Below are 25,461 nucleotides of genomic sequence, written 5' to 3' on the forward strand. Positions count from 1 at the left end.
GTGGACAGCATGCCCCGTACGATCCAGCGGTTGGCCATCGCCAACCGCGGCGAACCGGCGATCCGCGCGCTGACCGCCGTGCACGAGTTGAACCAGACCGGCGGCCGGCGGCCGATCACCACGGTGGTCCTGTACACCGAGCCGGACGCCGACGCCTGGTTCGTCCGGGAGGCCGACGAGGCGGTGTCGCTCGGTCCGCCGACCGTCGCCGACCCGGTCACCGGGGTCCGCCGGTCCCGGTACGTCGACGAGTCGGTGGTGCTCGGCGCGCTGCTGCGCGCCGGCGTGGACGCGGTGTGGGTCGGGTGGGGATTCCTGTCCGAGCGGGCGTCTTTCGCGCAGCGCTGCGAACAGGCCGGGATCGTCTTTGTCGGCCCGGACAGCGCCACCATCCGGCTGCTGGGCGACAAGGTGGCCGCCAAAGAGATGGCACAGCGGGCCGGGGTGCCCGTCGTGCCGTGGAGCGACGGGCCGGTGGACGACCTGTCCCGGGCCGGTGTGCACGCCGAGCGGATCGGCTACTCGCTGGTGCTGAAGGCGGCGGCCGGCGGCGGCGGGCGGGGTATCCGGATCGTGCACGCGGCCGGCGACCTCCCCGCCGCGTTCACGTCGGCGCGGGACGAGGCGCAGTCCGCCTTCGGCGACCCGACGCTCTTCCTGGAGAAGCTGATACCCAGCGCCCGGCACATCGAGGTGCAGGTGATCGCCGACGGCCAGGGCACCACCTGGGCGGTCGGGGTACGCGACTGCACCCTGCAACGCCGCCACCAGAAGGTGATCGAGGAGTCCACGTCGACGGTGCTGGACGCCGCGGCGGAGCACGCCATACGCGACGCGGCGGTCCGGGTCGCCGCGGCGGCCGGCTACCGCAATGCCGGAACGGTCGAGTTCCTCGTCGACCCGGACACCGGGCGGTTCCTGTTCCTTGAGGCGAACGCCCGGCTGCAGGTCGAGCACCCGGTGACCGAGATGACCACCGGGCTGGACCTGGTGAAACTCCAGCTGCATGTGGCAACCGGTGGCCGGCTGACCGGTGCGCCGCCGTCGGTGCGTGGCCACGCGGTCGAGGCCCGGCTGTGCGCGGAGGACCCGCAGAACGGCTTCGTGCCCGCGCCGGGCCGGTTGGCCGCTCTGGTCCTGCCCGGCGGCACCGGTGTCCGCGTCGACTCCGGGTTCCGCGAGGGCGACCGGATCCCGCCGGACTTCGACTCGATGATCGCGAAGATCGTGGCGTGGGGACAGAACCGCGAGGAGGCCCTGGCCCGGCTGCGGCGGGCGCTGGACGACACCACGGTGGTGATCGACGGCGGCACCACCAACCGGTCCTTCCTGATCGGTCTGCTGGGCAGGCCGGAGGTGGCCGCCGGCCGGTTCGACAACCAGTGGCTGGACCGGCTGACCGCTGCGGGTGAGCATCTGCCCGCCCCGGACCCGGTCGCCCTGCTGGTGGCCGCCGTGACGTCCTACGACCTCGACCAGGCCGCCGAGCAGGCCGCGTTCCACGCCCGGGCGCGGCGCGGCGGCGCGCAGTCAACCACCGAGGTGGGCCACCGCTGCCAGCTGGCCTACCGGCGTCAGCACTACGACCTGCGGGTGTACCGGACCGACCGGCACACGTACCGGATCACCTCAGCCGCAACCGGGGACGCCGATCTGACCGTGGAACGGCGCGACGGCGCGCAGGGCCGGGTACGCGTCGGTGACCGTTCGTACCGGACGGTGGCGGTCGTCGAGGGCGCCACGATCCGGGTGGACGTCGACGGCAGGTCTCACGAGTTCTCCCGGGACGACGGCGGCGTGGTCCGCAGTCCCGGACCGGCGTTCCTGGTGTCGGTGCTGGTCGCCCAGGATGACGCGGTGACAGCGGGGCAGCCGCTGGCGGTGCTCGAGAGCATGAAGATGGAGTCCACCGTCACCGCGCCGCTCGACGGCGTGGTCGCCTCCGTCGAGGCGGCCGAGAACGCGCAGGTGGAGGCGGGGGCAGCGATCATGCGGATCCGGCCGACCGGTACCCGGTCCACTCCGGTCGGCTCCCTGCTGACGTTCACCGGGCTGGTCGCCGCGCCACCGCCGGGCACCCCGCCGTGCGAGCGGGTGTACTCCGCGCTGCGCGGGTACCTGCTCGGCTTCGACCTCGACCCGGGCTCGGCGCGGGCGATGATGACCCGCCAGCGGCGTCTCGGTGAGACCGTGCCGCCGGCCGACCCGGGTCTGCGGCGCTGCGAGGACAGCCTGCTCGACCTGTTCGCCGACGTCGGCTCGCTGTACCGGCCGCGCGGCCCGGCCGACCCGGACGACGCCGGCGTGAACGGCAGCACCCAGGAGTACCTGCTGTCGTACCTGCAGTGGCTCGACGCCGATCGGGCGGGACTGCCGGACGCGTACCGCCGTCGCCTGGAACGGGCGTTGCGCCGCTACGGCATCTCCGGCCTCGACCGCACCGCGGAGCTGGAGGAGGCGGTGCTGTGGATGTTCCGCTCCTTCCGCCGGCTCGACGATTTGGCGCCGGTGGTCACGAACATCCTGGAACGGCGCCTGCGACACCACGCCGAACTCGCCCGCCTGGCCGACGCCGGCACCCGCGCCCGCCTCGACCGGTTCGCCGCCGCGGTACAGGGCTGCCAACCGGTCATCGCCGACCTGGCCCGCGACGTCCGCTACCACTACCTCGACGAACCCGTCCTGGACGCGGTCGTCGCCGAGGAGTACGCCAGGGTGGAGGCGGACCTCGACGCGTTCGGCACCGGACCGGCTCCGGAGCACGCTGCGCGCATCGAGCGGCTGGTGGCCTGCCGGCAGCCGCTGCGCGGCACGCTCCTGCGCCGCTGGCGCGGCACCACCAACCCCGCCGTCCGCCGGACGCTGATCGAGGTCTACACCCGGCGCTTCTACCGCATCCGTACGCTGACCGGCCTGCACGTCTCCGAGGTCGACGGCTGGCAGCTGTGCTCGGCCGTCTACCACCACGACGGGGCGGAGATCCGCGTCGTGACGGCGTACGCGCCGCTGGGCGAACTGCCCCGGTTGTCCCGGGCCGTCGCCGCACACCTGCGTACGCCCGGCACTGCCGGTGAGGTCGTGGTCGACTTGGCCACCTGGCGGCACGGTGAACCGGCCGACGTCGAGGACGTGCTGGTGGAACTCGGCAAAATGCTGCCGGCCTGCGACTTCGGCCGCCGGCTGCGGCGCCTGGACGTGACCGTCACCACCGTGGAGGGCTCGGCACCGGAACGGTTCCGCACTCACCACGTCACCTACCGCCAGCGCCGCGGCGAGTTCGTCGAGGACCGCGTCTACCGCAACCTGCACCCGATGCTCGCCAAGCGGCTGGACCTGTGGCGACTGCGGAACTTCCGGCTCGAACGGCTGCGCTCGGCCGAGGACGTGTACCTGTTCCACGGCATCGCCCACGACAATCCCAAGGATCACCGCCTGTTCGCCCTGGCCGAGGTGCGCGACCTGCAGCCCACCCGGGACGCGGACGACAACCTGCGTTACCCGAACCTGGAGCGGCTGGGGCTGCAGGCGCTGGCCGGCATCCGGGAGGCGCTCCCCGGATTCCCCGCCGACGACCCGCCCGCGGCCAACCGGATCGTGCTCTACGTCCGGCCACCCTGGGACCTGACGCCGGCCGCCTGGACGGAGCTGGTCGGCTCGCTGGCGCCGCTGGCCGCCGGCGCCGGCCTGGAGAAGGTGGTGCTGCGGGTGCGCAGGCCGGATGCCACGGACACGGTGCTGCACGTCGAGGGCTGGGAGACCGGGGTGACGGTACGCGAGCGGCCGCCGGGTGCGGAGCCGATCCGGCCACTGACCCCGTACCGGCAGAAGGTGCTGCGGGCCCGGCGGTTCGGGGCGCCCTACCCTTACGAGATCGTGCGGCTGCTCACCCCGCCGCCCGGCGCCGTCGCCCGGTTCCCGGTCGGCCGGTTCACCGAGTACGACTTGGACGAGCACGGCGACCTCGCCGAGGTGTCCCGTCCGTACGGGCGGAACACCGCGAACATCGTGGTCGGGGTGCTCAGCAACGACACCGAGACGGTGCCCGAAGGGATGGCACGGGTGGCGTTGCTCGGCGACCCGACCCGTGGGCTGGGCAACCTCGCCGAGCCGGAGTGCCGGCGGGTGATCGCCGCGCTGGACCTGGCCGAGCGGATGCACGTGCCGGTGGAGTGGTTCGCCCTCTCCTCGGGCGCGAAGATCGCCATGGACAGCGGCACCGAGAACATGGACTGGATCGCCGCCGTGCTGCGCCGGCTGATCGAGTTCACCCAGGCCGGCGGGGAGGTGAACGTCGTCGTCACCGGGATCAACGTGGGCGCGCAACCGTACTGGAACGCCGAGGCGACGATGCTCATGCACACCCGAGGCATCCTCGTGATGACGCCGGCGAGCGCCATGGTCCTGACCGGCAAACAGGCGCTGGACTTCTCCGGCGGGGTGTCGGCCGAGGACAACTTCGGTATCGGCGGCTTCGACCGGGTCATGGGTCTGAACGGGCAGGCGCAGTACTGGGCCGCTGACCTCGGTGGCGCCTGCGACATCCTGCTGCGCCACTACGAGCACACGTACGTGGTGCCCGGTGAGACCTTCCCGCGCCGGCACCGGACCACCGACCCGGCCGCCCGCGACGTCCGCACCGCGCCGCACGCCGCCGTGCCCGGCACCGACCTCGTCTCGGTCGGTGACGTGTTCTCCGCCACGCGCAACGCCGACCGCAAGAAACCGTTCGACATGCGCTCGGTGATGCGGGCCGTGGCCGACGCCGACGCCGTGCCGCTGGAACGCTGGGCCTACTGGCGGGGCGCGGAGATCGCGATCGTCTGGGACGCCCGGGTCGGCGGCATCCCGGTCTGCCTGCTCGGGGTGGAGTCACACACGGTGACCCGGCACGGGTTCGTGCCGGCGAACGGCCCGTCGGCCTGGACGTCCGGCACGCTGTTCCCGCAGTCGTCGCGCAAGCTGGCCCGGGCCGTGAACGCCGCCAGCGGCAACCGGCCGCTGGTGGTGCTGGCGAACCTGTCCGGCTTCGACGGCTCCCCGGAGTCGATGCGCCGATGGCAGCTGGAGTACGGCGCCGAGATCGGCCGGGCGATGACCAACTTCCGCGGCCCGATTGTCTTCGTGGTGGTCTCCCGCTACCACGGCGGCGCGTTCGTGGTCTTCTCCAAGGTGCTCAACGACCAGCTCGAGATGGTCGCCGTGGAGGGCTCGTTCGCGTCGGTGATCGGCGGAGCACCCGCCGCGGCCACCGTCTTCGCGCGCGAGGTGCGGGCCCGCACCGACCGTGACCCGCGCGTCCGGGAGGCGGCCGAGCGGCTGCTCCACGCTGCCGAACCCGCCGTGGGCACCTTGCGGGCCCGGCTGGCCGAGATCACCGCAACGGTACGGGCGGCGAAGCTGGGCGAGGTGGCCGAGGAGTTCGACCGGATCCACACGGTGCAACGGGCGATGGCGGTGGGCTCGGTCGACCGGATCATCAGTGCCGAACGACTACGACCGGACCTGATCGACGCGCTGGAGCGGGGGATGGCCGCTCACCGCGGCGCCGGGTGATCGAGCCAGGAGTGCAGGGGCGTCGCGGTCGCCAGCGGGCCCGGGCACTCCAACGCGATCGGCGGGAGGGTCGGCGCCCCGGTGGCCACCGTCAGCAGGTACGCGCCCTCCCGGCGCCACCATCCGGTGATCGGCGGGCCGGCTGCCTGGCGTACCGACAGCTGTCCCCAGCCGTCCGGACCGGCGGCCCGGACGTCCACCTGCACGCTGCGGGTGTCGCGGCGCAGCCCACTGCGGAGCACCTTGAGCGCGCTCTCCTTCGCTGACCAGATCAGGTTGGCGGCGGTGTCCCGGTCGCGGCCGGGGCGGCACCCGGCGACGAAGCGCTGTTCGGCGGCGGTCAGGAAGTCCCGGACGAACGCGGGGCTGCGGGGCTCCACCAGCTCCAGATCGCAGCCGACCCGCCGCCCGAGGACGCAAACCGCCCAGCCGGCCCGGTCGGTCACCGACGCGTCGAACGCCACCCGCACCCCGTCGACCAGCACGTACGGTGCTCCGTCCGGCGCGTTCGGCACCTCGATGGCGGCCAGTCCGGTCGGCTCGGCCGGGTGCCCGGTGACGGCGGCCACCGTGTGTTTGACGGCCAACCGGCGGAGCAGATATTCGGTCCGCCGCTTCGGGTAGGCCAGCGCGGCAGAGCGGCGGGCCTCGGCGCCGGACAGCCACCGCGTCCCGCCCGGCACGGCCGCCTCGCCCCGAGCCATCCACAGTGGCCGGTAGTCGCCGGTCACGGCGTTCGCGGCGGCCGCCCGGATCTCCGCGGCGCCGCCCGTCACCAGCCCTCCCCGTACACCTCGTGGCCGGGCGTGGCCCGCAGCAGCCCGCGGTAGGTCTTCTCGACCGGCTGCCGATGGTTGAGCACGGCGTCGACCTCACGGGCGATCGGCATGTCGATACCCCGCTCGGCAGCCAGCTTCATCACCGCGGCCGTGGTTCGTACACCCTCCGCGACCTGGTTCATCGAGGCGAGGATCTCCTCCAGCGGCCGGCCGCGCCCGAGTTCGAATCCCACGTACCGGTTGCGGCTGTGGGGGCTGATGCAGGTCACCAGGAGATCGCCCATCCCGGCCAGGCCGGCGAACGTCTCGGCCCGTCCGCCCAGCGCCACCCCGAGCCTGGTCAGCTCGTGCAGCGACCGGGTGATCACCATGGCCCGGGTGTTGTCACCGGCGCCCAGCCCGTCACCGAAGCCCACGGCGAGCGCGAACACGTTCTTGAGCGCGCCGGCGATCTCCACACCCACGACGTCCTCGCTGGTGTACACCCGGTAGCGGGAGGTGTTGACCACGCCCTGCAACATTTGCGCACTGTGGTGGTCGGGCATCGCCAGAGTGGCCGCCGCCGAGTAGCCCTGCACCACCTCCCGGGCGATGTTCGGCCCGGACAGCACGCCGGCCGGGTTCCCGGGCAGCACCTCGCCGATCACCTCGGTCATCCGCTTGCGCGAACCCTGCTCCAGACCTTTCACCAGGCTCACGATCGGGATGAACGGCCGGACGTGGTCCACCGACCGCTCCAGCACCGCCCGCAGGTACTGCGCCGGAACCCCGGCGATGAGGACGTCGGCCCGTTCGACGGCTCCGACCAGGTCGGTGGTGGCGCGCAGGCCCTGGGCGAGGTCGAAGCCGGCGAGGTAGCGCGGGTTCTGGTGCGTCCGGTTGACCGCCTCCGCGATCCGCGGGTCACGCGCCCAGAGCAGGGTGTCGGTCCGGCGGGCCGCGATGGACGCCACCGTCGTGCCCCACGTGCCCCCGCCGAGCACCGTGACCCTGGGTTTGCGCGCACTCATCAGGTGGCCACCTCCCGCGGCCAGCATTGGATACGCATCCAGTCTTCTTCGCCGCCTGCGGCCGGTCAACTGCCGAAGGTCCCTGATACGCGCGGCCGGCTCAGCCACGGCCTGCCGATCCGCCCTCCGGCCGCATCCTCGGATCAGCGGGTCCTGGTAACGAGTCCGCTCCCGAGGCGAGAGTGGACGTCACGCGTGAGCCGATCCCTTTCCAACAGTCAGGAGTCACGATGGCCGTGTCACCAGTCGGACGCGAGATCGACCGCGTTGACGGCCGCAAGAAGGTCACCGGACAGGCCACCTACGCGGCCGATCACAAGTTCGAGAATCTGGCGTACGCCTATGTCGTCACCAGCACCGTCCCGCGCGGCCGGATCAAGGAGATGGACATCTCCGCCGCGCTCGGCGCCCCCGGAGTGCTCGACGTCTACAACCCGGACAAGGCCAACAACCGGAACCTGGGGCTGACCATGCCGTCGATGACGCCCCCGCTGGGGCACGTCGAGAACTACCCCCCGTTGGAGGACTGGGAGATCCGCTATCGCGGGCAGGCGATCGCCGTGGTGGTGGCCGAGACCTTCGAGCAGGCCCGCGACGCCGCCGGGCTGATCACCACGACGTACGAGACGACGCCGGCGCGGCTGTCCATGGAGGACAACAGCCCGGGTGTTCCGGCCTCCATCCCCGGTTTCCCCCCGTTCAGCTTCACGAAGCTGGCTCCCGGTGTCGCCTCGATCGACGCGGCCCTGGCGGCCAGCGAGGTCGTCATCGAGTCCTCGTTCCACCAGCCGGTTCAGCACCACGTGGCGATGGAGCCGCACGCCGCCGTCGTCACGTGGGAGGGCAAGGAGCGGGTGACCATCTACACCGGATCTCAGTCGCCCGTCGCGGCGCAGCTGCTGCTCGCGGGACGACTCGGTCTGCCGCCGGCCAACACGCGGATCGTGTGCACCTACACGGGCGGTGGGTTCGGCAGCAGGGTGATGTCGTGGAACGACGCCATCCTCGCCGCGGGAGCGGCTCGGAAGCTGGGCCGGCCGGTCAAGCTTGTCATGGCCCGGGAGCAGGTGTTCACCATGGTGGGCCACCGGGGTCACGTCAACCAGACGGTGAAGCTGGGTGCGTCCCGCTCGGGTGTCCTGACGGTGGTGAGCCATGACTGCGACGCCGAGAGGCCCGCGGTGGGCGGGTGGCCGCTGCTCCCCGCCCGGGAGGTGTCGGACTCGTTGTACAAGACGCCGAATCTGCATGTCGCTCAGAGATTTGTCGAGCTCGACATGCCGCCCACCTGGGCGATGCGTGGACCCAACGAGGCCCCGGGGGCCTTCGCGATCGAGACCGCGATGGACGAGCTGGCGGTGGCCACCGGCGTGGATCCAGTCGAGTTGCGGCTGCGCAACTACGCCACCGTGGGGCCGGAGGACGGCCGGCCGTGGTCGAGCAAGCACCTCGACGAATGCTACCGCGTCGGCGCCCGTCGCTTCGGCTGGTCCGCGCGCCGGGCCAAGCCGCGCAGCCGCGTCGAGGGCGAGTGGCTGGTCGGCATGGGCATGGCCACGGCCATCTATCCGGTCGCCCGGCAGGCGGCCAGCGCCCGCGTCGAACTGCTCCGCGACGACACCGCCGCCGTAGCCAGCGGCACCAGCGACATGGGCACCGGCTCGCTGACCGTCCTCGCGATCGTCGGCGCCGACAGCCTCGGCATACCCGTACGCAAGGTGACACCCAGCGTCGGCGACTCGGCGCTGCCCCCGGGCGCGACCGCCGCGGCGTCCGGGGCCACGCAGAGCACGGTGCCGGCGATCCAGGATGCGGCGGCGGCCGTGATCGAGGAGCTCAAGAAGCTCGCTGTGAGCGAGTCGAAGTCGCCGTGGCACGGAGCCGACCCCAAGAGCCTGACCTACCGCGACGGCAAGCTGAGCGGGGGCGGTCGCTCGATGACCTTCGGACGCCTCCTGAGCACCGTCGGCCGCAGTAGTGTCCAAGCCACCGTGAATGTGCAGCACGACCCGGAGATCGTCGGCCGGTACTCGTGGCACAGCTTCGGCGCCCACTTCTGTGAGGTGCGGGTCAACCGCTTCACCGGCGAGCCGCGGGTCGCGCGCTGGACGACCGTCGTCGACGTCGGCCGGGTGGTCAACGCCCAGACCGCCCGCAGCCAGCTGATCGGCGGCGTCATCTGGGGCATCGGCCACGGCCTGCTGGAGGAGAACAGGCTCGAGGTGGCGACCGGGCGCCTGGCCGCCTCGAACATGGCCGATTACATGGTCCCGGTCAACGCCGACATCCCCGAGATCGACGTGCACTGGCTCGACCGCCCCGACCCGCAGATCGGTGGCCTGGGCGCCCGGGGCCTCGGCGAGCTGGGCACGGTCGGCGCGGCCGCCGCGATCGGCAACGCCGTCTTCAACGCCACCGGCATCCGGGTGCACGAAACCCCCATCACCCTCGACAAACTGCTGCAATAACGCGGAATCAAAGAGAAGTGCGCGGCGCCTTTCCGGCGCCGCGCACTTTCTGCTTCGCGCCGAAGGTGGATCGGCGGGTCGTCATCGGTGGCGTCGGCTCGCAGCGGCTGCCGCCGGCGGGATCACCAGTAAGCCTCCCCGTCAGTGCACGGGCTGCGTGCTGAGCTCGGCCAGCCGCTGCAGCTTCTCGTACGCGTGCGTCCCCGGGGAGGCCGTGTAGACGTGCAGGTAGTGGGACTGGCCCGGATCGATCAGGGTCTGACAGTGCAGTTCCATCCGGCCCAGCTCGGGGTGTACGAACGTCTTGCCGTCGTCGGGGCGAAGGCCGACCTCGTGCCGGTCCCACAGCACACGGAACTCCTCGCTTCTCTCGAGCAACATCTCGGCCAGCTTGGCCGCCCGGGAACTCGGTCCGCGCATCGTCGCGGCTTCCCGTGCGCCCGAGGCGAACAGGCGGGACAGGAATTCGTGGCACTCGGGGGCGTACCGGTCGCGGGCGGCCGGATCGGTGAACCACCGGTAGCCGATGCTGCGGGCCGGGCCCGTGTAGCTCATCAGGTCACCGGTCAGCGCTACGCCGAGGGTGTTCTGCCGGAGCGTCTCGCCGAGCTCGGTGACGATCTCCGCGGGGGTGTCGTCGAGGCGGTCGAGGACCCGCAGCAGGCCCGGGCTGATGTAGTCGCTGGTGGCGCCCCGCGGCGGGGGCTGGCGGCCGGCGAGCCGGAACAGGTGGTCCCGCTCGTCGAGCGAGAGGTGAAGTCCCTGAGCGATCGAGGCGATCATCTGCTCGGACGGGTGCGGTCCGCGCTCGCGCTCGAGCCGTGAGTAATAGTCGGCCGACATGTGACAGAGGGCGGCCGCCTCCTCGCGTCGAAGCCCGTCGGTCCGGCGGCGGGGGCCGCGCGGGAGACCGACGTCCTCCGGTTGCAGAGCCTGCCGCCTTCGGCGGAGGAACTCTGCCAAGCCGGTTCGATCAATCCCCATGTGCTGCCCTTTCTCGGTCTTCCACCCTTTTTACCGTCCAGGTCGCCGGTGATCCACGGATTGCCGAGCCCCCTTTAAACCGGTTCATAACGGATAGCGGCGGCCTCGGAGCCTTCAGCCTGGGATCGGCAGGTCCTGGCACGCATCGGCGCCGATCTTCAGAGTGGACCGAAATCGAGCCGGTCGACCGCCGTGACTGTCCCGGCGTTTTCCGGCCCACCGGGGAGAGCCATGAATCCAGCAGATGACCAGACCGAAGCCCCCTCGGGCGTGTCCCGCAGGACCGTGCTGGGCGGCACCGTCGCCGTCGCGGTGGCGGCGCCGTTGGCCGCCGGGGTGGCGCAGGCGACGAGTGCGCCCAGCGCGGCCGAGGCAGAAACGGTGACCGTGCGCGTCAAGGTGAACGGCGAGCTGAAGACGGTGGATGTCGATCCGCGGGTCACCCTGCTGGACACCCTTCGGGAGAGGCTGGGATTCACCGGCACCAAGAAAGGTTGCGACCACGGCCAGTGCGGAGCGTGCACCGTGCACGTCGACGGCCGGCGGGTGCTGTCCTGCCTGACGCTGGCCGCCACGACTGACGAACGCGAGGTCACCACGATCGAAGGGCTGGCCCGAGGCGACCGGCTGCACCCGATGCAGCAGGCTTTTGTCGAGCGCGACGCCACGCAGTGCGGGTTCTGCACACCCGGTCAGATCATGTCGGCGGTCGCCATGGTCGAGGAGGGCCACGCCCACTCCGACGACGAGATCCGCGAGCGCATGTCCGGCAACATCTGCCGTTGCAGCTGCTACCCGTCCATCGTCCAAGCGATCAAAGATGCCCAGAAGGTGATGCGCTGATGCGTGCCTATACGTTCAGCCGGCCGCAGTCGGTGCGTGACGCCCTCGCGAGCGCCGGCGAGGATACGGCGTACCTGGCCGGCGGCACCACGCTGGTCGACCTGATGAAGCTCAACGTGATGGCCCCTGCTCACGTCCTGGACATCAACCGGCTTCCGCTGCGCGGCATCCGGCGGGACCGCAACGGGGTGCACATCGGCGCGCTCGAGCCGATGAGCGACGTCGCCGCCCATCGCATTGTGCGCGAATCCTACCCGGTGATCGCCCAAGCGCTGGAACTGAGCGCCTCGGGGCAGCTGCGCAACATGGCCAGCATCGGCGGCAACCTCCTCCAGCGAACGCGGTGCGGGTACTTCCGCGACATCTCCACGCCCTGCAACAAGCGAGAGCCCGGCAGTGGTTGTCCGGCCCTGAACGGGGTGAACCGCGGCCACGCCGTCCTGGGTGCCAGCGACGCCTGCGTCGCCACCCATCCCAGCGATCTGGCCGTGGCCCTGGTGGCGCTCGGCACCCAGGTGCATCTGGCCTCGGCGCAGGCAGCCCGCACTCTGCCGCTGGACAACTTCTACGAGCTTCCCGGCACGACGCCGCACATCGAGAACGTGTTGCGTCCCGGCGAGCTCATCACCGGGATCACCGTGCCACCCGGGCCGTGGGCGAAGCGATCGCTCTACCTGAAGATCCGCGACCGGCAGTCGTACGAGTTCGCCCTGGCATCGGCGGCCGTGGCCCTCGAGCTCGACGGCCGGACCATCAAGCAGGCCCGGGTCGCCGTGGGCGGAGTGGCCACCAAGCCCTGGCGGCTGCCGGCCGTCGAGCGGGCGCTGGTGGGCCGGCGGGCGACCGAGGAGACGTTCGAGGCCGCCGCGCGCCATGCCACGGACGGTGCCCGCACCCTGGCGTACAACAAATTCAAGCCCGCTCTGCTGCGACGCACGCTGGTCCGGGCGCTCGTCGAGCTGTCGGAGAGGCGGTGAGCCTCCGTGCTTGAGCTCGCCGGCGAGCTGCTGCGCCGCTTCGACCAAGGGACGCCGTTCGTGGCCGCGACAGTGACGAAGGTGAGCGGCAGCGCTCCGCGGGAACCGGGCGCCTCCCTGGTCGTGGACGCCGACGGGGCGGTGCTGGGCAACGTGTCCGGCGGTTGCGTCGACTCCGTCGTCCACCAGGCCGGCCAGGAGATGATGGCGGGTGACGAACGGCCGCGGGTCGCCCGTTTCGGCTACGGCGACGACGAGGCTTTCGGCGTGGGCCTCACCTGCGGCGGCACGATCGAGCTGATCCTGCGCCACCACGACCCGCGCACCGAGCCGGAACTCGGGCCGGCGCTCGCCGACGCCGCTCAGGGCAAGCCGGTCGCAGTGGCCACGATCATCCGGGGCCCGGACGACCATGTGGGACGGTTCATCGTCGTGCGGCCCGGCCGGCCCAGCGCGGGAACCCTCGGCGACGAGCGGCTCGACGAGGCGGCGACGCTGCACACCGTCGCACTCCTGCACGCCGGCCGCACCGCCGAGGTCGACCTGGGAACGGCCGACGGCTACTGCCGGCAGCCGATGACCCTGCTGGTGGAGACGAACGTGCCGGCGCCCCGCATGCTCATCTTCGGGGCCATCGACCACGCCGCGGCGCTGGCCCGGGTCGGCGCGTTCCTCGACTACCGGGTGACAGTCTGCGACGCCCGGGCGACCTTCGCGACCGCCGCCCGATTCCCGCACGCCGACGAGGTCGTCGTCGACTGGCCGCACCGCTATCTCGAGTCGCAGGAGGTGGATGCGGGCACGGTCATCTGCGTGCTCACCCACGATCCGAAGTTCGACGTGCCGCTGCTCACCGCCGCGCTGCGCCTGCCGGTCGGCTACGTCGGCGCCATGGGATCGCGGCGCACCCACGAGGACCGTCTGGTGCGGCTGCGGCAGGCCGGTGTGACCGACGAGGAACTCAGCCGCCTGCATTCTCCGATCGGACTGGACCTGGGCGCCCGGACACCGCAGGAGACCGCGCTCTCCATCGCGGCGGAGATTGTCGCCGTACGGTACGGCGGCTCCGGGGTGCCGTTGCGCACCGGAGCGGCGATCCACCACGGCGACCCGTCATCCGCGGCACGCCGGCCCGGTCCGAACCTCGGCCACGATGCCGGCATCGTGGACGTCCTCGCGGGTCGGCCGACATGACGACGGTCGGCCCAGCCCATCCTCGAGGCACGTGCTGATCACGGCTGTGCTTCGCCGGACCGGAGGCTGGGCGCCGCCCCCTTCTGCTCCATCCCTGACCTTTTCCTCCAATGTGCACAGAATGTGGTCGAGCCACGTCTTCCTCGATGTGCAGACACCACGAAGAAGAACGATCGCCGCCACCGCCGCGCTCGCCCTGGCGATGTCGGCCGTGCCGGTGACCGGTGGCCCGGCCCACGCCGCCGGCCCGCCGACCGGCACGCCGAACGGCGCGCCGGTGCGGACCGTCACGCTGATCACTGGCGACCGGGTCACCCTCGCCGGTGACGCCGTCACCGTGACCCCCGGGCCCGGCCGGTCCGGCATCCCCATGGCGACCAGCACGGCCGGCGGCCGCACCCGGGTCGTCCCGGCCGACGCGCTGCCGCTGCTGCGGGCCGACAAGCTCGACGCCCGCCTGTTCGACGTCACCGGGCTCGTCGCGGCCGGCTACGACGACCGCCGCGCCGACCTTCCGCTGATCGCCGGTGGGGGTGCGACCGCGAGCGGCGCCCGTGTGCGCGCCCTGCCCGGACTGAGGGCGACGGCCGTACGTACGCCCAAGAAGAACCTCGCCCGCGACTGGAAGGCCCGCACCGGCGCGGGCAAGCTCTGGCTCGACGCCAAGGGGAAGTTCACCGCGGCTGTCGGCGTCCAGCAGATCGGCGCGCCGGTGGCCTGGGAGGAGGGCCTGACCGGTGAGGGGGTTACCGTCGGGGTCATCGACTCCGGCGTCGACGTCACCCACCCCGACCTCGCGCCGGTCGTGGCGGCGCAGGCCGACTTCTCCACCAGCGTCCCCGTTGCAGAAGTGCGCGACGTCGCCGGCCACGGCACCGCCGTCGCCTCCATCCTGGCCGGCCGGGGTGCGGCGTCGGACGGCCGCTACCGGGGTGTCGCTCCGGGCGTGCGGCTGGTCTCGGCGAAAGCGGGCGACTACGACGCCACCGAGTCCTCGGTCATCGCCGCCATGGAGTGGACTGCCGGCGTCCAGCACGCCAAGGTCGTCAACATGAGCCTCGGCTTCCCGAACACCCCGGGCAACGACCCGCTCGAGGCCGCGGTCGACGAGATGACCGAGAAGTACGGCACGCTGTTCGTGGTGGCCGCCGGCAACGACGGGAACAACGGCAACGACCCGGCCAACGGCGACGACTACGACATCGGTTCACCAGCCGACGCGGCGGCCGCGCTCAGCGTCGGGGCCGTCGACTCCGACGATCGGCTGGCCGAGTTCTCCAGCCGCGGGCCGGGCCTCGACGGCGAGAACATCAAACCGGAGATCACAGCGCCCGGCGTCGACATCACCCACGCGGTCAGCCGTGACGTGGGTCCCGGGCCGTACGACACGGGCTACGGCACCTCGTTCGCAGCGCCGCATGTCGCCGGCGCCGCCGCTGTCCTCAGCCAGAAGCATCCCGACTGGACGCCCGGCCAGCTCAAGGCCGCGCTCATGGGCTCCGCCCGGCCCAGCGCGGGTCTCGGCGCGTACGCCCAGGGCGCGGGCCGGGTCGACGTGGCCCGCGCGGTTCGCGCCGCCGTGGTGGCCGATCCGCCGAGCCTGAGCCTGGGCCTGCAGACCTCGGGCCGGGCGATCACCCGGAGCGTCAGCTACCGCAACTACGGGACCGCGCCCCTGACGCTCGCCCTGCGGGTGACCGCGCCGTTCACCGTGAACACCACCACCCTCACCGTGCCGGCCGGCGGCACCGCCTCCGCACGGGTCACTGCCCCGGCCACACTGACCGGCGGCCCCCACACCGGCCAGGTCACCGCCACCGCCGGCGACCAGGTGGTCACCACCCCGGTCGCCGTGGTTCGCGAGCGGGCCGTCGTCGACCTCGACCTGCACGTGGCCGGGCTCGACGGGCAGCCCACCGACGAGCACTACACGCAGGTGATCGGGCTGGACACGCCGTACCGCTACGACTCCCTGTACCACTATCCCTGGACGCCCGACGTGGCTCTGCGTGTGCCGAGCGGCCGCTACGCGATCATCACCCAGTACTTCACGGAGGCCGCGGACGGCACCTACATCAGCGCCACCGTCACGCAGCCCTCGGTGACGGTCACCGCCGCCACCGACATCACGGTGGACACTCGCCTCGCCAAGCCGGTGACGGCCACGGTGCCGGACGCCGGAGCGCGGTTCGACGCGGGATCGGTCGCCTTGGGCGTACGGACCTCGACGGGGTGGGACTCCTACGCGGTGAACAGTTACGGCGGCGTGCTGAGGAGTGCGCAGCTGGGCGGGAACGGCGACGCCCTCACCTCCGTGGTCCGGCTGGCGTACACCTCCGAAGCCGGTGTCTACCATCTGGCCTGGCCGTTCCAGGGTCGCGTGCCCACCGGCTTCACCGGGGCCGTCACCGCCCGGGACCTGGCCGTCGAGACCGGTGAGATGCGTCGCCAGACCACCGACGGCTGGCTCGGCCTGACCACGGGTGTCCACCTGCCGGGGATTCCGCTGACGCTCGCCCCGCTCACCACTGCCGTGTCCGCGACCCGCTCGTACAGCACCAACGGCGGCGTATCCTGGAGCACCGGCCTGCAGGAGTTTCGCGAGGAGGCCGGCTACGAGGACGTGGCGATCACCGGGAAGGCGCGGCGCTACGAGGCGGGCCGGAAGTACACCTCGGCCTACAACACACCGGTCATCGCGCCGTGCCTGGCCGGGGAGGGCCTCGACTGGACCGGTGACCGGCTGCGGATCCGGGTGGCGATGAACTGCGACAGCGCCGGGCACCCAGGCGCCACCGGCCTCGTGTCCGGCGGCACCACCTTGTTCCGCGACGGTGAGCAGGTGGGGTTCTCCGACGTCGCCGGTGAGGCCAACCTGCGCGTGCCGCAGGCCAAGGCGAGCTACCGACTGCACCTCGAACAGAGCCGCCCGGCTGCCGCGTTCCGCTCCTCCACGGCCACCACAGTGGACTGGACGTTCACCGACCCGGCCGTGGTGCCGTCCCTCGGCACCGTCCGGATGAGCTCGATCGCGGCCGGCGTTCACCTGACGCCGCCGGCCGGCACCCGGGCGGTGACCCTCGACGTGTCGTACGACGACGGGTCGACGTGGACGGCGGTCCCGGTCCGTCAGGACAGTGACGGCAGCTATCGAGCCGCCCTCTCGGGTGCGGGGTACGCCTCGCTGCGGGTGACGGCCAAGGGCTCGGCCACCACGGTCACCGAGACGGTGATCCGAGCGCTCCCGCCGGCCTGATCCGTCAGTGTCTCGGACCCGCGCCGACCGAGCGGAGCAACCTCTCGAGGGCTCGCTCGCCGGCGCGGGTCCGAGTCCCCACCTGCGGGTCAGGATGGTCAGCGCGCCGCGGAGACGGTCAGCAGCGGCGCACACATCTCGTCGGCCGTTCCCTCGCCCCAGACGACGTAGCGGGGCGGCAGGTCCCGCAGCTGAGGCAGCTGCGCGCGCAGGCCGGCGTCGTAGGTGCAGGTCGTTCGCAGGATGTCCCCCGGGCGCAGGGCCACCGGCGCCGGGAGGACGTGCAGCGCCTGGTCGTCGAAGTTGAACGCCGGCACGTCCAACAGGCTCCTCGCCCCGGCCGTCCCGGGGTTCAGCTCGACCTTGATGGACCGGCCCAGCAGATGCATGTGCCCGCGCGCGGCATGCACCGTTGAGGGGCTTCCGACTGTGTAGTCGCAGCTGTGCGTATTGCCGGGGCGTGGAGAATCGTAGCCGCACCTAGCCAGCAGCCAGTCTGCTCGCCCGCCGAGTGCGGGGCCGAAACGCCGGCTCACGTCAGCCACCGCGGCGTCCCGGTTGCACAGGGCCCCGGACTCGCCGGGTGCGCACGGCAGCTCGATCGGCGCCGACAGCGGCAGGGTGTCCAGCGAGATGGTGCGGGGGGTGCCGTCCGTGGTCCGGAGCCGGATGCTCGACCGGTCGGCGGAGGGCTCGCCGTCGACGCCGAGCAGACTGTAATGGATCTGGAGGACGAGCAGGCTGCCCGGTTCCAGCGGATAACCCAGGTCGTCGTCGAAGAGGGTTTCCCTGCCGCCGGGTGTCCAGGTGTCCACCCACGACGAGCCGATCACCCCCTCCATGCCGAAGCACGTCCATCCCGGCCCGGGTGACTGCGCATCGCGGGTCCGTACCGACGCGGCGGATTCCGGGGAGACGGCGTACGTGATGGCGTGGTGGGCTGTCGACGGGTTCTGCGGCTGGAACTGCACGCCGGTCAGGAACACCGGCATTGCCAGCTCGGGATCGATGACCAGGCAACGGTATTCGTCACTGGCGCCGGGGGCTACGGCCGGGGTGAACGGCTGGGCCGTGGAGAGCTGAACGAATCGCTCACCGGCGCGAAGCGGTGCGGTGGCCGCGTCGACCACCGCGTGGTCATGAGGCGGCGGCTCGTCCGGAGGGGAGCCGGTGCACGCGGCGGCCACGAACAGGGAAGCGACGACTGCAGTCACACGGATCAGGAGGCGTCTCATGGAACCCTAGACTGCGCGCGGCAAAGATGGCCTGCCAGGGCCTGCCGGTCCGAGGAAACATCAACCGACGCGAAGTTGACCCATCAGAACGTCGAGTATCACTGAGGGGTCAGCGTCTCGGTCACGGAGCCAGACGCGGGTGGCTGTATCGACGCACCCGAGCGCGGCGGCCAGGACCGCGCGTGCGCGGTCCTCAGCGGTGACGGTCGCGCCGCGCTGAGCCTTCGGCAGGCGCGCGACGATCTCCGGCACAAGGATGTTCTCCCAGTCCTCGCGCTTCTGAGCGTTCTTGGACTGAATCGCCATGCTTGTCATGACGATGTCCGCGATCGCCGCGGCGTCACCAGCCGGGGAACCCGGTACACCGATGAGCTGATGAAAGGCGAGCCGCAGCGAATCCCATACCGGCTCGCCCGTGGGGCGGGCGGCGAGAGCCTCGCGTACTCGCTCGCCGGCCTCGCGCAGGGAGGACAACACCACGTCCTCCTTTGTGGGGAAGTACCGAAAGAACGACCGCGGCGAAATTCCAGCGGCGGCCGCGATCTCCGTCGTCGTGACCGCGTCGAAACCGCGCTCGGCGAAAAGCCGTAAGGCGACCGCGACGACCTCCTGGCGCATCCGCTCCCGAGTGCGTTGACGGAGATCGGGTCCTTGTGCCACCCCCCTGTTATAGCAGCTATGCCTTTGTGGCAGTAGACTGCCACTTGTGCAGTCCACTGCCAAGAGGTGACCACAGGAGGAGAAGCCATGTCATCGCTGGATCACAGCCAGGAGACCGTGCTCGTCACTGGCGCCAGCTCGGGAATCGGCGCCGAATTCGCCCGTCAACTCGGTGCCCGCGGCTCGGACCTGGTTCTGGTCGCCCGTCGCGTCGATCGCCTCGAAACGCTTGCCGCCGAGATCCGAACCACCCGCCGCGTACGCGTGGAGGTGATCGCCGCCGACCTCGCCGTTGACGCCCCCGGCGAACGGTTGCTCGCCCGGACGGCGGAACGAGGAATCACCGTCACAAGCGTCGTGAACAACGCCGGCGCCGGGCTCTGGGCCCGCTTCGCCGACTCCGACCCCGCCCAGCTGCGTCAGATGGTGGCCCTGAACGCGACAGCGGTGCTGGACATCAGCCGCGCCTTCCTGCCCGCCATGCTGCAGCGCCAAGCCGGCTACCTGCTCAACGTCACGAGTCTCGCCGCCTACTCCTCGATCCCGATGCAGGGCGCGTACTCCGCCGCCAAGGCTTTTGTCCTGAGCTTCACCGAGGCACTCTGGGCCGAAACCCGAGGCAGCGGCGTCCGGGTCCTCGCCCTCGCCCCCGGCGTCACCACCAGCGAATTCTTCGACGTGATCAACACCGATGATCCGGCCGTCCACGCCGGTCGCGCACAGACACCCGCCCAGGTCGTCGACATCGGGTTGCGCACACTCGACCGCCGCGACCCACCGCCGAGCCGGATCTCCGGCCACCTCAACCACGCCATCGCCGTGGTGCCGCGTTACCTCACCCGTCGCCGGGCGGTGCTGCTCACCGCCGCGAACACGATGCGCAACGCTTCGGCCTCCGCGCCGGACGTGGCAGCGACATGATCACTGAGGCCGGAGGTGTCAGGACTTACCCGCTCCGCGCCGCGTCGCGGAACTGCTTGGGTGACAGTCCCGCGACGCGCCGGAACGCGGTGCTGAAGGCGCTCTCCGATTCGTAGCCGGTGGCGAAGGCGAGTTCGGTGATGGATCGGGTGTTGCGGCGCAGGGCGTCGCGGGCCAGGCTCATCCGCCATTGGACCAGGTAATCCAGCGGCGTGGTCCCGACCTGGCCTTTGAAGGCCTCGGCGAACGCCGAACGGGACATGCGGCTGATGCCGGCGAGTTCCCGAAGCGTCCAGCGGTGGGCCACGTCCGCGTGCATGGCGCGCAGGGCGGCCCCGATGCCGTCGTCGTTGAGCGCGCCGAGCCAGCCGGCGGGGCGGTCGGTCTGCTCGGCGTGAGCGCGCAGCACATGGACGAACAGGATCTGCACCAGGTGGTCGAGCACGAGCGGCCGGCCGACGGCGTCGTTCTGGACCTCGCTGTTGAGCAGATCGGTCAGATGGGTGAGCATCCGGATGCGCGGGTCGGTTGCCTTGACATGGACCAGCGGCGGCAGGATGTCGAGCAGCATCGGAGCGTTGGTCTCGTCGAACCAGAACGAACCGCTGCACAGGTAGGTGTCCTCGTCCGACTCGGGCCCGATGCGCGCGACGCCGCCGGTGGCGCTGTCCCACAACGCCTGCGCGGCTCGCGGCTCGGCGTCGAGTGAGCCGGCCAGTAGATAGCGTGGCGGCTTGTTCAACAGGTAGATGTCACCCGTACGCAGGCGCACCGGCTCGCTGCCCTCGAGGACCAGCCAGCACTCGCCTTGGACGACCCCGCCGAGCTTCAGGTACGGGAAGGCGTCCAGGCTGACCGCCCACGGTCCGGCCGTGTGCAGGCCGGGGTCGACCACGGTGCGGGGCCGCAGCAGAGTGATGGCGGCGGCGATGGGGTCACCAGGTCCGAGCGGTGACCTCCCGCTGGACGATCCGTAAGGAATCCCGGACTTCACATTATGGATCGTAGTCGAGCGCGGATGCAGGCTTACCTCATGACCAACACCGAACTGCGGGAGTTCTACGACCGCTACATCGCGATGCTCAACGCCCACGACCTGGAGCGGGTGGACGAGTTCATCGACGACAAGATCACCTACTACGGCGACCGTGCGACCCGCGACCAGGCGTTCGCCAGCTTGTCGGCCTTGATCGACGCGGTGCCCGACCTGCACTGGGAACTTCAGGAACTGGCCGTCGACGGCGAGCACCTCGCCGCCCGCCTGGTCAACACCGGGACGCCGGCGAAAGAGTGGCTCGGTGTGGCCCCGACCGGCGGTTCGTTCGAGATCGTCGAGTACGCCGTCTACCGCGTCCGCGACGGGCGCTTCGTCCACATGGCGAACGTGCACGACGCCGAAACTCTTGAACGGCAGCTGACGACGGCCCCGTCCACGCGGTCCGGCACCACCGGGCAGCCGGCCGGCGCCCTCTGATCAACGCGGCGAATCAGGCGTTGTGGAGACAGCCGGCCTGATTCCGCAGGGCTGTCACCATCGCCTGATCCTGGGCGGAAGGGCGCAGCCGGGTCACGGCGACGGTAGCGCGTCCGGGCCAGGAGCTGTCGGTGACGGCCACGGCTCGTACACCCTTCGGCAGGGCTGCCAGGGCGAGGTCGGGGATGACCGTGATGCCCAGGCCCGCCGCGACCAGGCCCAGGCGTGTCGACCAGCTGCGTACGGTGTGGGCGATGTGAGGGTTCGACAGGGTGGGCCAGGCTCCGAACTGCGGCTGGCCCGCCGTCCCGTCTCCGGCGATCCAGTGCTCCTGGGCGAGGTCCAGCACGGTGATGCCGTCGTGGCCCGCGAACCGGTGCGTGTCCGGAAAGGCCACCAGAAGGTCACCTTGCAGCACTGTGGTCTGGCTCAGTTCGCTCAGGTCGTGATCCGGCAGGCCGTGGCCGACCCCGATCACCGCCACGTCCAGCCGGCCCGTCCGGAGCCGCCGGAGCAGGGCGGGCGTCGAGGCCTCCTCCAGAACCACGGCGAGACCCGGATGGTCAGAGGTCACCTGTGCCATCGCTCGCGGGACCAACGCTATGGCCGCAGTGGGGTAGGCGCCGATCGTGAGGCGACCCGCGAGCCGGTCGCGCAAGCCGGCGAGTTCCAGCTCGGTCGCCGCCATGTCAGCGAGGATCCCCGCCGCGCGCCGGACGAGCACCTGGCCTGCCGGGGTGAGAGCCACACCTCGTCGTCTTCGGTCGAAGATCGGCGCTCCGGCTGCTGCCTCCATGGCGGCAACCTGGCGGGAGATCGCTGACTGGGTGTAGCCGAGCATTTCGGCGGCCCGAGTGAACGATCCCGCGGCGGCGACCTGGTGGACGACGCGGAGACCCGCAAGGGTGAACTCGGCCATGGCCGCGAGATTAACATGCGTGTTCGTCATGCAAAGGGTGCGGAATCATCGTTGGACTGCATGGCTGAACGAGGGCAGGCTGGCGACATGACACAGCGATTCACTCGGAATGAACTGATGGCGCGCCTGATCCGGGCGGGTGAACTGGAGGTGTCGGGCGAGGATCCGGTCGAGGCTGCGACGTACTTCGACACGGAGAAGTTCCGCTTCCACGGGCCGGACGGCTTCGAGTCCGATTTCGCCGGGCTCACCGCCTACTTCAGCTCCGTGCGCGAGGCTTTCGCCGACCGAACGATCCGGCGCGGCATCGTGATTGCCGAGGGTGACCACCTGGCCTGCCAGACATGGATCGAAGGCACCTTCACCCGCGAGTTCACGCTGTCGCCGGCCGGTCCGCTGCCGCCCAACGGCGAGCGCATCGTGTTCGACCTGATCAACATATTCCGCTTCGACGACCGAGGACGCCTCCTCGAGGAGTGGGTACGCGCCGACAACCGGAGTCTCTTGCGCCAGCTGGGCGCCGAAGGAAGGTAGCGGGGGCAGCCGGCGTGAAGGTCACCGCCCAAAGTGCGTAACTCCTCAGTGAGTCGACTCCACGGCCGATCGGAAGATAGTGCCGGGCTTCGCATCGGCGCGTCGACCGGCGCAGAGGGGATGACCGCAGATGAGCTCGTCCGGCGGGCCTATTCAGATCACGGTTCGGCGCAACGCGGCCGGGGGGTGGTTGGCCGACCGGCCCATTGCCATGAAGATCTTCTCGACGGTCCTGCTCGTCGCCCTGGTCGGCGTCCTGGTCGGCGTCCTCGGCATCACCCGGATGGCGAACCTGGGCGACGGCCTCCAGCAGATGAAAGCGCAGAATGTCGAGAACATGGGCCATCTCGCGACGCTGCGCGGCGGGATGGCGAAGATGTTCCGCGGAATGATGCAGTTCAGCTTGGCCTCCGCCACCCCAGCGGCCAAGGTGACCGCTGGTAACGCGATCAGGGCCGCCGACGCGGTCGTCAACGAGGCATTAGCCGACTACACCGCGGCGGTCGGTGATTCGGCGGCCCGGCAGGCGCCTCTGAACCAGTTCGTCGAGGGTTGGACGGCCTATCAGATATTGCGCAACGTGACGATCTTCAACGAGCCCGTTCCGGCGAGCTACACGGGGGCTACCGGCAACGAAGCCTACGCCGCCGCAGCAGCCAATATGAACAACGGTATTGACGCGCTGCAGGCGGCCGAGTCCAGCGAGGCGGACAAGGCCGCCGCTGCGGGTGCCGCGTCGTACCGGTCCGCCCGATTGGTGATGATCTTGTCGCTGGCGATCGGTCTGAGTATCGGGCTGTTGCTGGCCTTCCTCGTCGTTCGGACTGTCAAGCGGCAGGTCGCCTCGGTCGGCGGAGCCCTGAACGCGTTGGCCGACGGTGACCTGGCCAAACCCGCCGAAGTGCAGATCCGCGATGAGATCGGGGCGATGGCCGCGGCCGTCAACCGCGCCCGCATGGGCCTGGCCGACACTGTGCACGCCATCGTCGGCAACAGCCGCACTCTCGACCAGAGCAGCCAGCGGCTGGCCGGCGTCACCGCCCGGATCGCGGTCAGCGCGCAGGAGACCGCCGCCCAGGCCAACGTGGCCGCGGCCGCCGCCGACGAAGTCTCCTCCAACGTCTCCAACGTCTCCGCCGGCTCCGAGCAGATGGGCGCCTCTATCCGGGAGATCAGCCAGAACGCCAACGACGCCGCCCAAGTCGCCAGCGAGGCGGTCACCGTCGTGGAAACCACCAACGAGACCGTGCAGAAACTCGGCGACTCCTCCACCGAGATCGGCAACGTCGTCAAGGTCATCACCGCGATCGCGGAGCAGACCAACCTGCTCGCCCTCAACGCCACCATCGAAGCCGCCCGCGCCGGCGAGATGGGCAAAGGATTCGCCGTGGTCGCCAGCGAGGTCAAGGACCTCGCCCAGGAAACCGCCCGCGCCACCGGCGACATCTCCAACCGGGTCGCAGCCATCCAATCCGACACCGCCAACGCCGTCGAAGCCATCGCCCAGATCAACGACATCATCACGCGGATCAACGACTACCAGCTCACCATCGCCAGCGCCGTCGAGCAACAGACCGCCACCACAAGCGAGATGAGCCGCAGCGTCGCCGAAGCCGCCGGGGGTGTGGCCAACATCGCCACGAACGTCACCAACGTCGCGACATCCGCCCAGGCCACCAACGCGACCCTGGCCGAAGCCGACGCCACCGTCGCCGAACTCTCCGGACTCGCCAGCGAGCTGCTGACGGCCGTCAACCGGTTCCGGGTCTGAAGGCCACCGACACCACAGCCGGGTCCGCGCTGGACCCGGGCTGCCGGTTCAGTCGGCGGCCAGGGGGCTTGGGCCACTTAGTAGGCGGCGGGTGGCTCCGTCACCCGTTCCAGCCGAGTCCATCGGGCCCAGCCGCGCTCGCGCACCAGTTCCCGCAGCCGTGTCGCCCGTGCGTCGGACTCGACAGCGAGGGCGTCCAACAGGTCGAAGAGCATGTCGTCGTCGGACCCGACGTCGTCGTCGGCCGCGCCGGAGGCGTACGCCTGCTCGCACAGAGCGGCCATGACATCGGCGGCCTCCACCAGGCGCGGGTCGTCGTGGCCCGCGTCGTCGTCGAAGATCTCGGAGAGGAGGCGATAGAGCCGGACCATGAGCGGGTCCTCGAGCTCAGCCAGTTTCGCGGGCATCCACTCCTCGATCTGATCGGGCCAGCGCGCCGCCATGAGGATCCAGCCGTCTCGCTCGCCCGCCACCATCCGTGCCGACACGCCGATCTCCCGCAGGCGGTCGAGGTAGGCGACCACCGCCCGAGGCAGGACCAGGCTGTCCCCGGCGGCGAGTTGGGCGATCTGCTTGCGGCTGGTCTCGAGCCGTTCGATCTCGTCGCGCAGGTGCTCGTCGATCCGGTGGGCCGATTCGGCGAACGTCGCCGCGTCGGCGTCGAGCATCTCGCGTATGCGGGACAGCGGCACGCCGGCGTTCGCCAGAGTGCGGATCTTGATGAGCGACACGACGGCTGTGGCGCCGTACCGGCGGTATCCCGAGGGGTCCCGTTCCGGCTCCGCAAGGAGCCCGACCTGGTGGTAGTGCCGCACGGCCCGCACCGTGACGCCGGCGTACTGTGCCAGCTGGCCGATCGTCAGCATGCCGCTCACCTCACCCG

At 70.9% G+C, this 25,461-nt stretch carries 18 protein-coding genes; 10 read left to right on the forward strand and 8 right to left on the reverse strand.

Features of this window, described 5'->3' with window-relative positions; genetic code table 11:
• The first annotated feature begins 9 nt into the window (after positions 1-9).
• A complete protein-coding gene (locus C8E87_RS24800) occupies positions 10-5,553 on the forward strand; it encodes an ATP-binding protein (RefSeq protein ID WP_133875303.1) in 5,544 nt (1,847 codons plus the stop codon).
• Here the strand turns inward: C8E87_RS24800 and C8E87_RS24805 are convergent.
• Both C8E87_RS24805 and C8E87_RS24810 read right to left on the reverse strand, forming a co-directional pair.
• Complete coding sequence (locus tag C8E87_RS24805) at positions 5,535-6,329, reverse strand: 4'-phosphopantetheinyl transferase family protein (RefSeq protein WP_133875304.1); 795 nt, start codon at positions 6,327-6,329, stop codon at positions 5,535-5,537. The two genes, C8E87_RS24800 and C8E87_RS24805, sit on opposite strands and share 19 nt — an antisense overlap.
• Positions 6,326-7,342, reverse strand: a complete 1,017-nt coding sequence (locus C8E87_RS24810; protein ID WP_133875305.1) for an NAD(P)H-dependent glycerol-3-phosphate dehydrogenase — start codon at positions 7,340-7,342, stop codon at positions 6,326-6,328. Before C8E87_RS24810 ends, C8E87_RS24805 begins: the two co-directional genes overlap by 4 nt.
• A 230-nt stretch (positions 7,343-7,572) precedes the next feature.
• Between C8E87_RS24810 and C8E87_RS24815 the strand changes: the two genes are divergently transcribed.
• Positions 7,573-9,810, forward strand: coding sequence for a xanthine dehydrogenase family protein molybdopterin-binding subunit (locus C8E87_RS24815; RefSeq protein ID WP_133875306.1), 2,238 nt, complete (start codon positions 7,573-7,575; stop codon positions 9,808-9,810).
• Positions 9,811-9,951: 141 nt separating this feature from the next.
• Here C8E87_RS24815 and C8E87_RS24820 read toward each other — a convergent pair whose 3' ends face one another.
• Positions 9,952-10,794 carry a helix-turn-helix transcriptional regulator gene (locus C8E87_RS24820; protein WP_133875307.1) on the reverse strand — a complete coding sequence of 281 codons (843 nt, stop codon included), beginning with the start codon at positions 10,792-10,794 and terminating at the stop codon, positions 9,952-9,954.
• A gap of 387 nt (positions 10,795-11,181) precedes the next feature.
• Here C8E87_RS24820 and C8E87_RS24825 point away from each other — a divergent pair, with 387 nt between their 5' ends.
• The 4 genes from C8E87_RS24825 to C8E87_RS24840 all read left to right on the forward strand — a co-directional run bounded on the left by C8E87_RS24825 (position 11,182) and on the right by C8E87_RS24840 (position 17,064).
• Positions 11,182-11,637, forward strand: coding sequence for a (2Fe-2S)-binding protein (locus tag C8E87_RS24825; RefSeq protein WP_239080039.1), 456 nt, complete (start codon positions 11,182-11,184; stop codon positions 11,635-11,637).
• The gene (locus C8E87_RS24830) at positions 11,637-12,614 is read left to right on the forward strand and encodes an FAD binding domain-containing protein (RefSeq protein ID WP_133875309.1); all 978 of its coding nucleotides are present in this window, start codon (positions 11,637-11,639) and stop codon (positions 12,612-12,614) included. Before C8E87_RS24825 ends, C8E87_RS24830 begins: the two co-directional genes overlap by 1 nt.
• A 6-nt stretch (positions 12,615-12,620) precedes the next feature.
• On the forward strand, positions 12,621-13,808 hold the full coding sequence (locus tag C8E87_RS24835; protein WP_133875310.1) for an XdhC family protein: 1,188 nt from the start codon (positions 12,621-12,623) through the stop codon (positions 13,806-13,808).
• Between the two features lie 121 nt (positions 13,809-13,929).
• Complete coding sequence (locus tag C8E87_RS24840; protein WP_166661232.1) at positions 13,930-17,064, forward strand: S8 family serine peptidase; 3,135 nt, start codon at positions 13,930-13,932, stop codon at positions 17,062-17,064.
• 98 nt (positions 17,065-17,162) lie between these two features.
• Here the strand turns inward: C8E87_RS24840 and C8E87_RS24845 are convergent, their stop codons facing one another.
• Together C8E87_RS24845 and C8E87_RS24850 are read right to left on the reverse strand one after the other, a co-directional pair.
• Positions 17,163-18,278, reverse strand: coding sequence for a monooxygenase (locus tag C8E87_RS24845; protein WP_166661233.1), 1,116 nt, complete (start codon positions 18,276-18,278; stop codon positions 17,163-17,165).
• 81 nt (positions 18,279-18,359) lie between these two features.
• Positions 18,360-18,917, reverse strand: coding sequence for a TetR family transcriptional regulator (locus C8E87_RS24850; RefSeq protein WP_133875313.1), 558 nt, complete (start codon positions 18,915-18,917; stop codon positions 18,360-18,362).
• A gap of 129 nt (positions 18,918-19,046) precedes the next feature.
• On the opposite strand from C8E87_RS24850, the gene C8E87_RS24855 reads away from it, so the two are divergent.
• Positions 19,047-19,880 (forward strand): SDR family NAD(P)-dependent oxidoreductase, encoded by an 834-nt coding sequence (locus C8E87_RS24855; RefSeq protein ID WP_133875314.1) that lies wholly within the window; start codon positions 19,047-19,049, stop codon positions 19,878-19,880.
• 25 nt (positions 19,881-19,905) lie between these two features.
• Here the strand turns inward: C8E87_RS24855 and C8E87_RS24860 are convergent, their stop codons facing one another.
• The gene (locus tag C8E87_RS24860) at positions 19,906-20,874 is read right to left on the reverse strand and encodes an AraC family transcriptional regulator (RefSeq protein ID WP_203720527.1); all 969 of its coding nucleotides are present in this window, start codon (positions 20,872-20,874) and stop codon (positions 19,906-19,908) included.
• 39 nt (positions 20,875-20,913) lie between these two features.
• On the opposite strand from C8E87_RS24860, the gene C8E87_RS24865 reads away from it, so the two are divergent.
• Complete coding sequence (locus C8E87_RS24865; RefSeq protein WP_133875315.1) at positions 20,914-21,354, forward strand: ester cyclase; 441 nt, start codon at positions 20,914-20,916, stop codon at positions 21,352-21,354.
• Between the two features lie 13 nt (positions 21,355-21,367).
• Here the strand turns inward: C8E87_RS24865 and C8E87_RS24870 are convergent, their stop codons facing one another.
• Complete coding sequence (locus C8E87_RS24870) at positions 21,368-22,273, reverse strand: LysR family transcriptional regulator (RefSeq protein WP_133875316.1); 906 nt, start codon at positions 22,271-22,273, stop codon at positions 21,368-21,370.
• A gap of 87 nt (positions 22,274-22,360) precedes the next feature.
• On the opposite strand from C8E87_RS24870, the gene C8E87_RS24875 reads away from it, so the two are divergent.
• A complete protein-coding gene (locus C8E87_RS24875; protein WP_208116363.1) occupies positions 22,361-22,807 on the forward strand; it encodes an ester cyclase in 447 nt (148 codons plus the stop codon).
• Between the two features lie 190 nt (positions 22,808-22,997).
• Positions 22,998-24,578, forward strand: coding sequence for a methyl-accepting chemotaxis protein (locus tag C8E87_RS24880; protein WP_243755159.1), 1,581 nt, complete (start codon positions 22,998-23,000; stop codon positions 24,576-24,578).
• A 77-nt stretch (positions 24,579-24,655) separates the two neighbouring features.
• Here the strand turns inward: C8E87_RS24880 and C8E87_RS24885 are convergent, their stop codons facing one another.
• Positions 24,656-25,444, reverse strand: a complete 789-nt coding sequence (locus C8E87_RS24885; protein ID WP_133875319.1) for a MerR family transcriptional regulator — start codon at positions 25,442-25,444, stop codon at positions 24,656-24,658.
• Between the last annotated feature and the right edge of the window lie 17 nt (positions 25,445-25,461).

The organism is Paractinoplanes brasiliensis (genome assembly GCF_004362215.1).
Lineage (GTDB): Bacteria > Actinomycetota > Actinomycetes > Mycobacteriales > Micromonosporaceae > Actinoplanes > Actinoplanes brasiliensis.

Coding starts and splice junctions, on each gene's coding strand:
- C8E87_RS24840 (WP_166661232.1), top strand. CDS start 13,930: ATGTGGTCGAGCCACGTCTTCCTCGATGTGCAGACACCACGAAGAAGA.
- C8E87_RS24810 (WP_133875305.1), bottom strand. CDS start 7,342: ATGAGTGCGCGCAAACCCAGGGTCACGGTGCTCGGCGGGGGCACGTGG.
- C8E87_RS24830 (WP_133875309.1), top strand. CDS start 11,637: ATGCGTGCCTATACGTTCAGCCGGCCGCAGTCGGTGCGTGACGCCCTC.
- C8E87_RS24875 (WP_208116363.1), top strand. CDS start 22,361: ATGACACAGCGATTCACTCGGAATGAACTGATGGCGCGCCTGATCCGG.
- C8E87_RS24870 (WP_133875316.1), bottom strand. CDS start 22,273: ATGGCCGAGTTCACCCTTGCGGGTCTCCGCGTCGTCCACCAGGTCGCC.
- C8E87_RS24850 (WP_133875313.1), bottom strand. CDS start 18,917: ATGCGCCAGGAGGTCGTCGCGGTCGCCTTACGGCTTTTCGCCGAGCGC.
- C8E87_RS24855 (WP_133875314.1), top strand. CDS start 19,047: ATGTCATCGCTGGATCACAGCCAGGAGACCGTGCTCGTCACTGGCGCC.
- C8E87_RS24820 (WP_133875307.1), bottom strand. CDS start 10,794: ATGGGGATTGATCGAACCGGCTTGGCAGAGTTCCTCCGCCGAAGGCGG.
- C8E87_RS24815 (WP_133875306.1), top strand. CDS start 7,573: ATGGCCGTGTCACCAGTCGGACGCGAGATCGACCGCGTTGACGGCCGC.
- C8E87_RS24800 (WP_133875303.1), top strand. CDS start 10: ATGCCCCGTACGATCCAGCGGTTGGCCATCGCCAACCGCGGCGAACCG.
- C8E87_RS24885 (WP_133875319.1), bottom strand. CDS start 25,444: ATGCTGACGATCGGCCAGCTGGCACAGTACGCCGGCGTCACGGTGCGG.
- C8E87_RS24865 (WP_133875315.1), top strand. CDS start 20,914: ATGACCAACACCGAACTGCGGGAGTTCTACGACCGCTACATCGCGATG.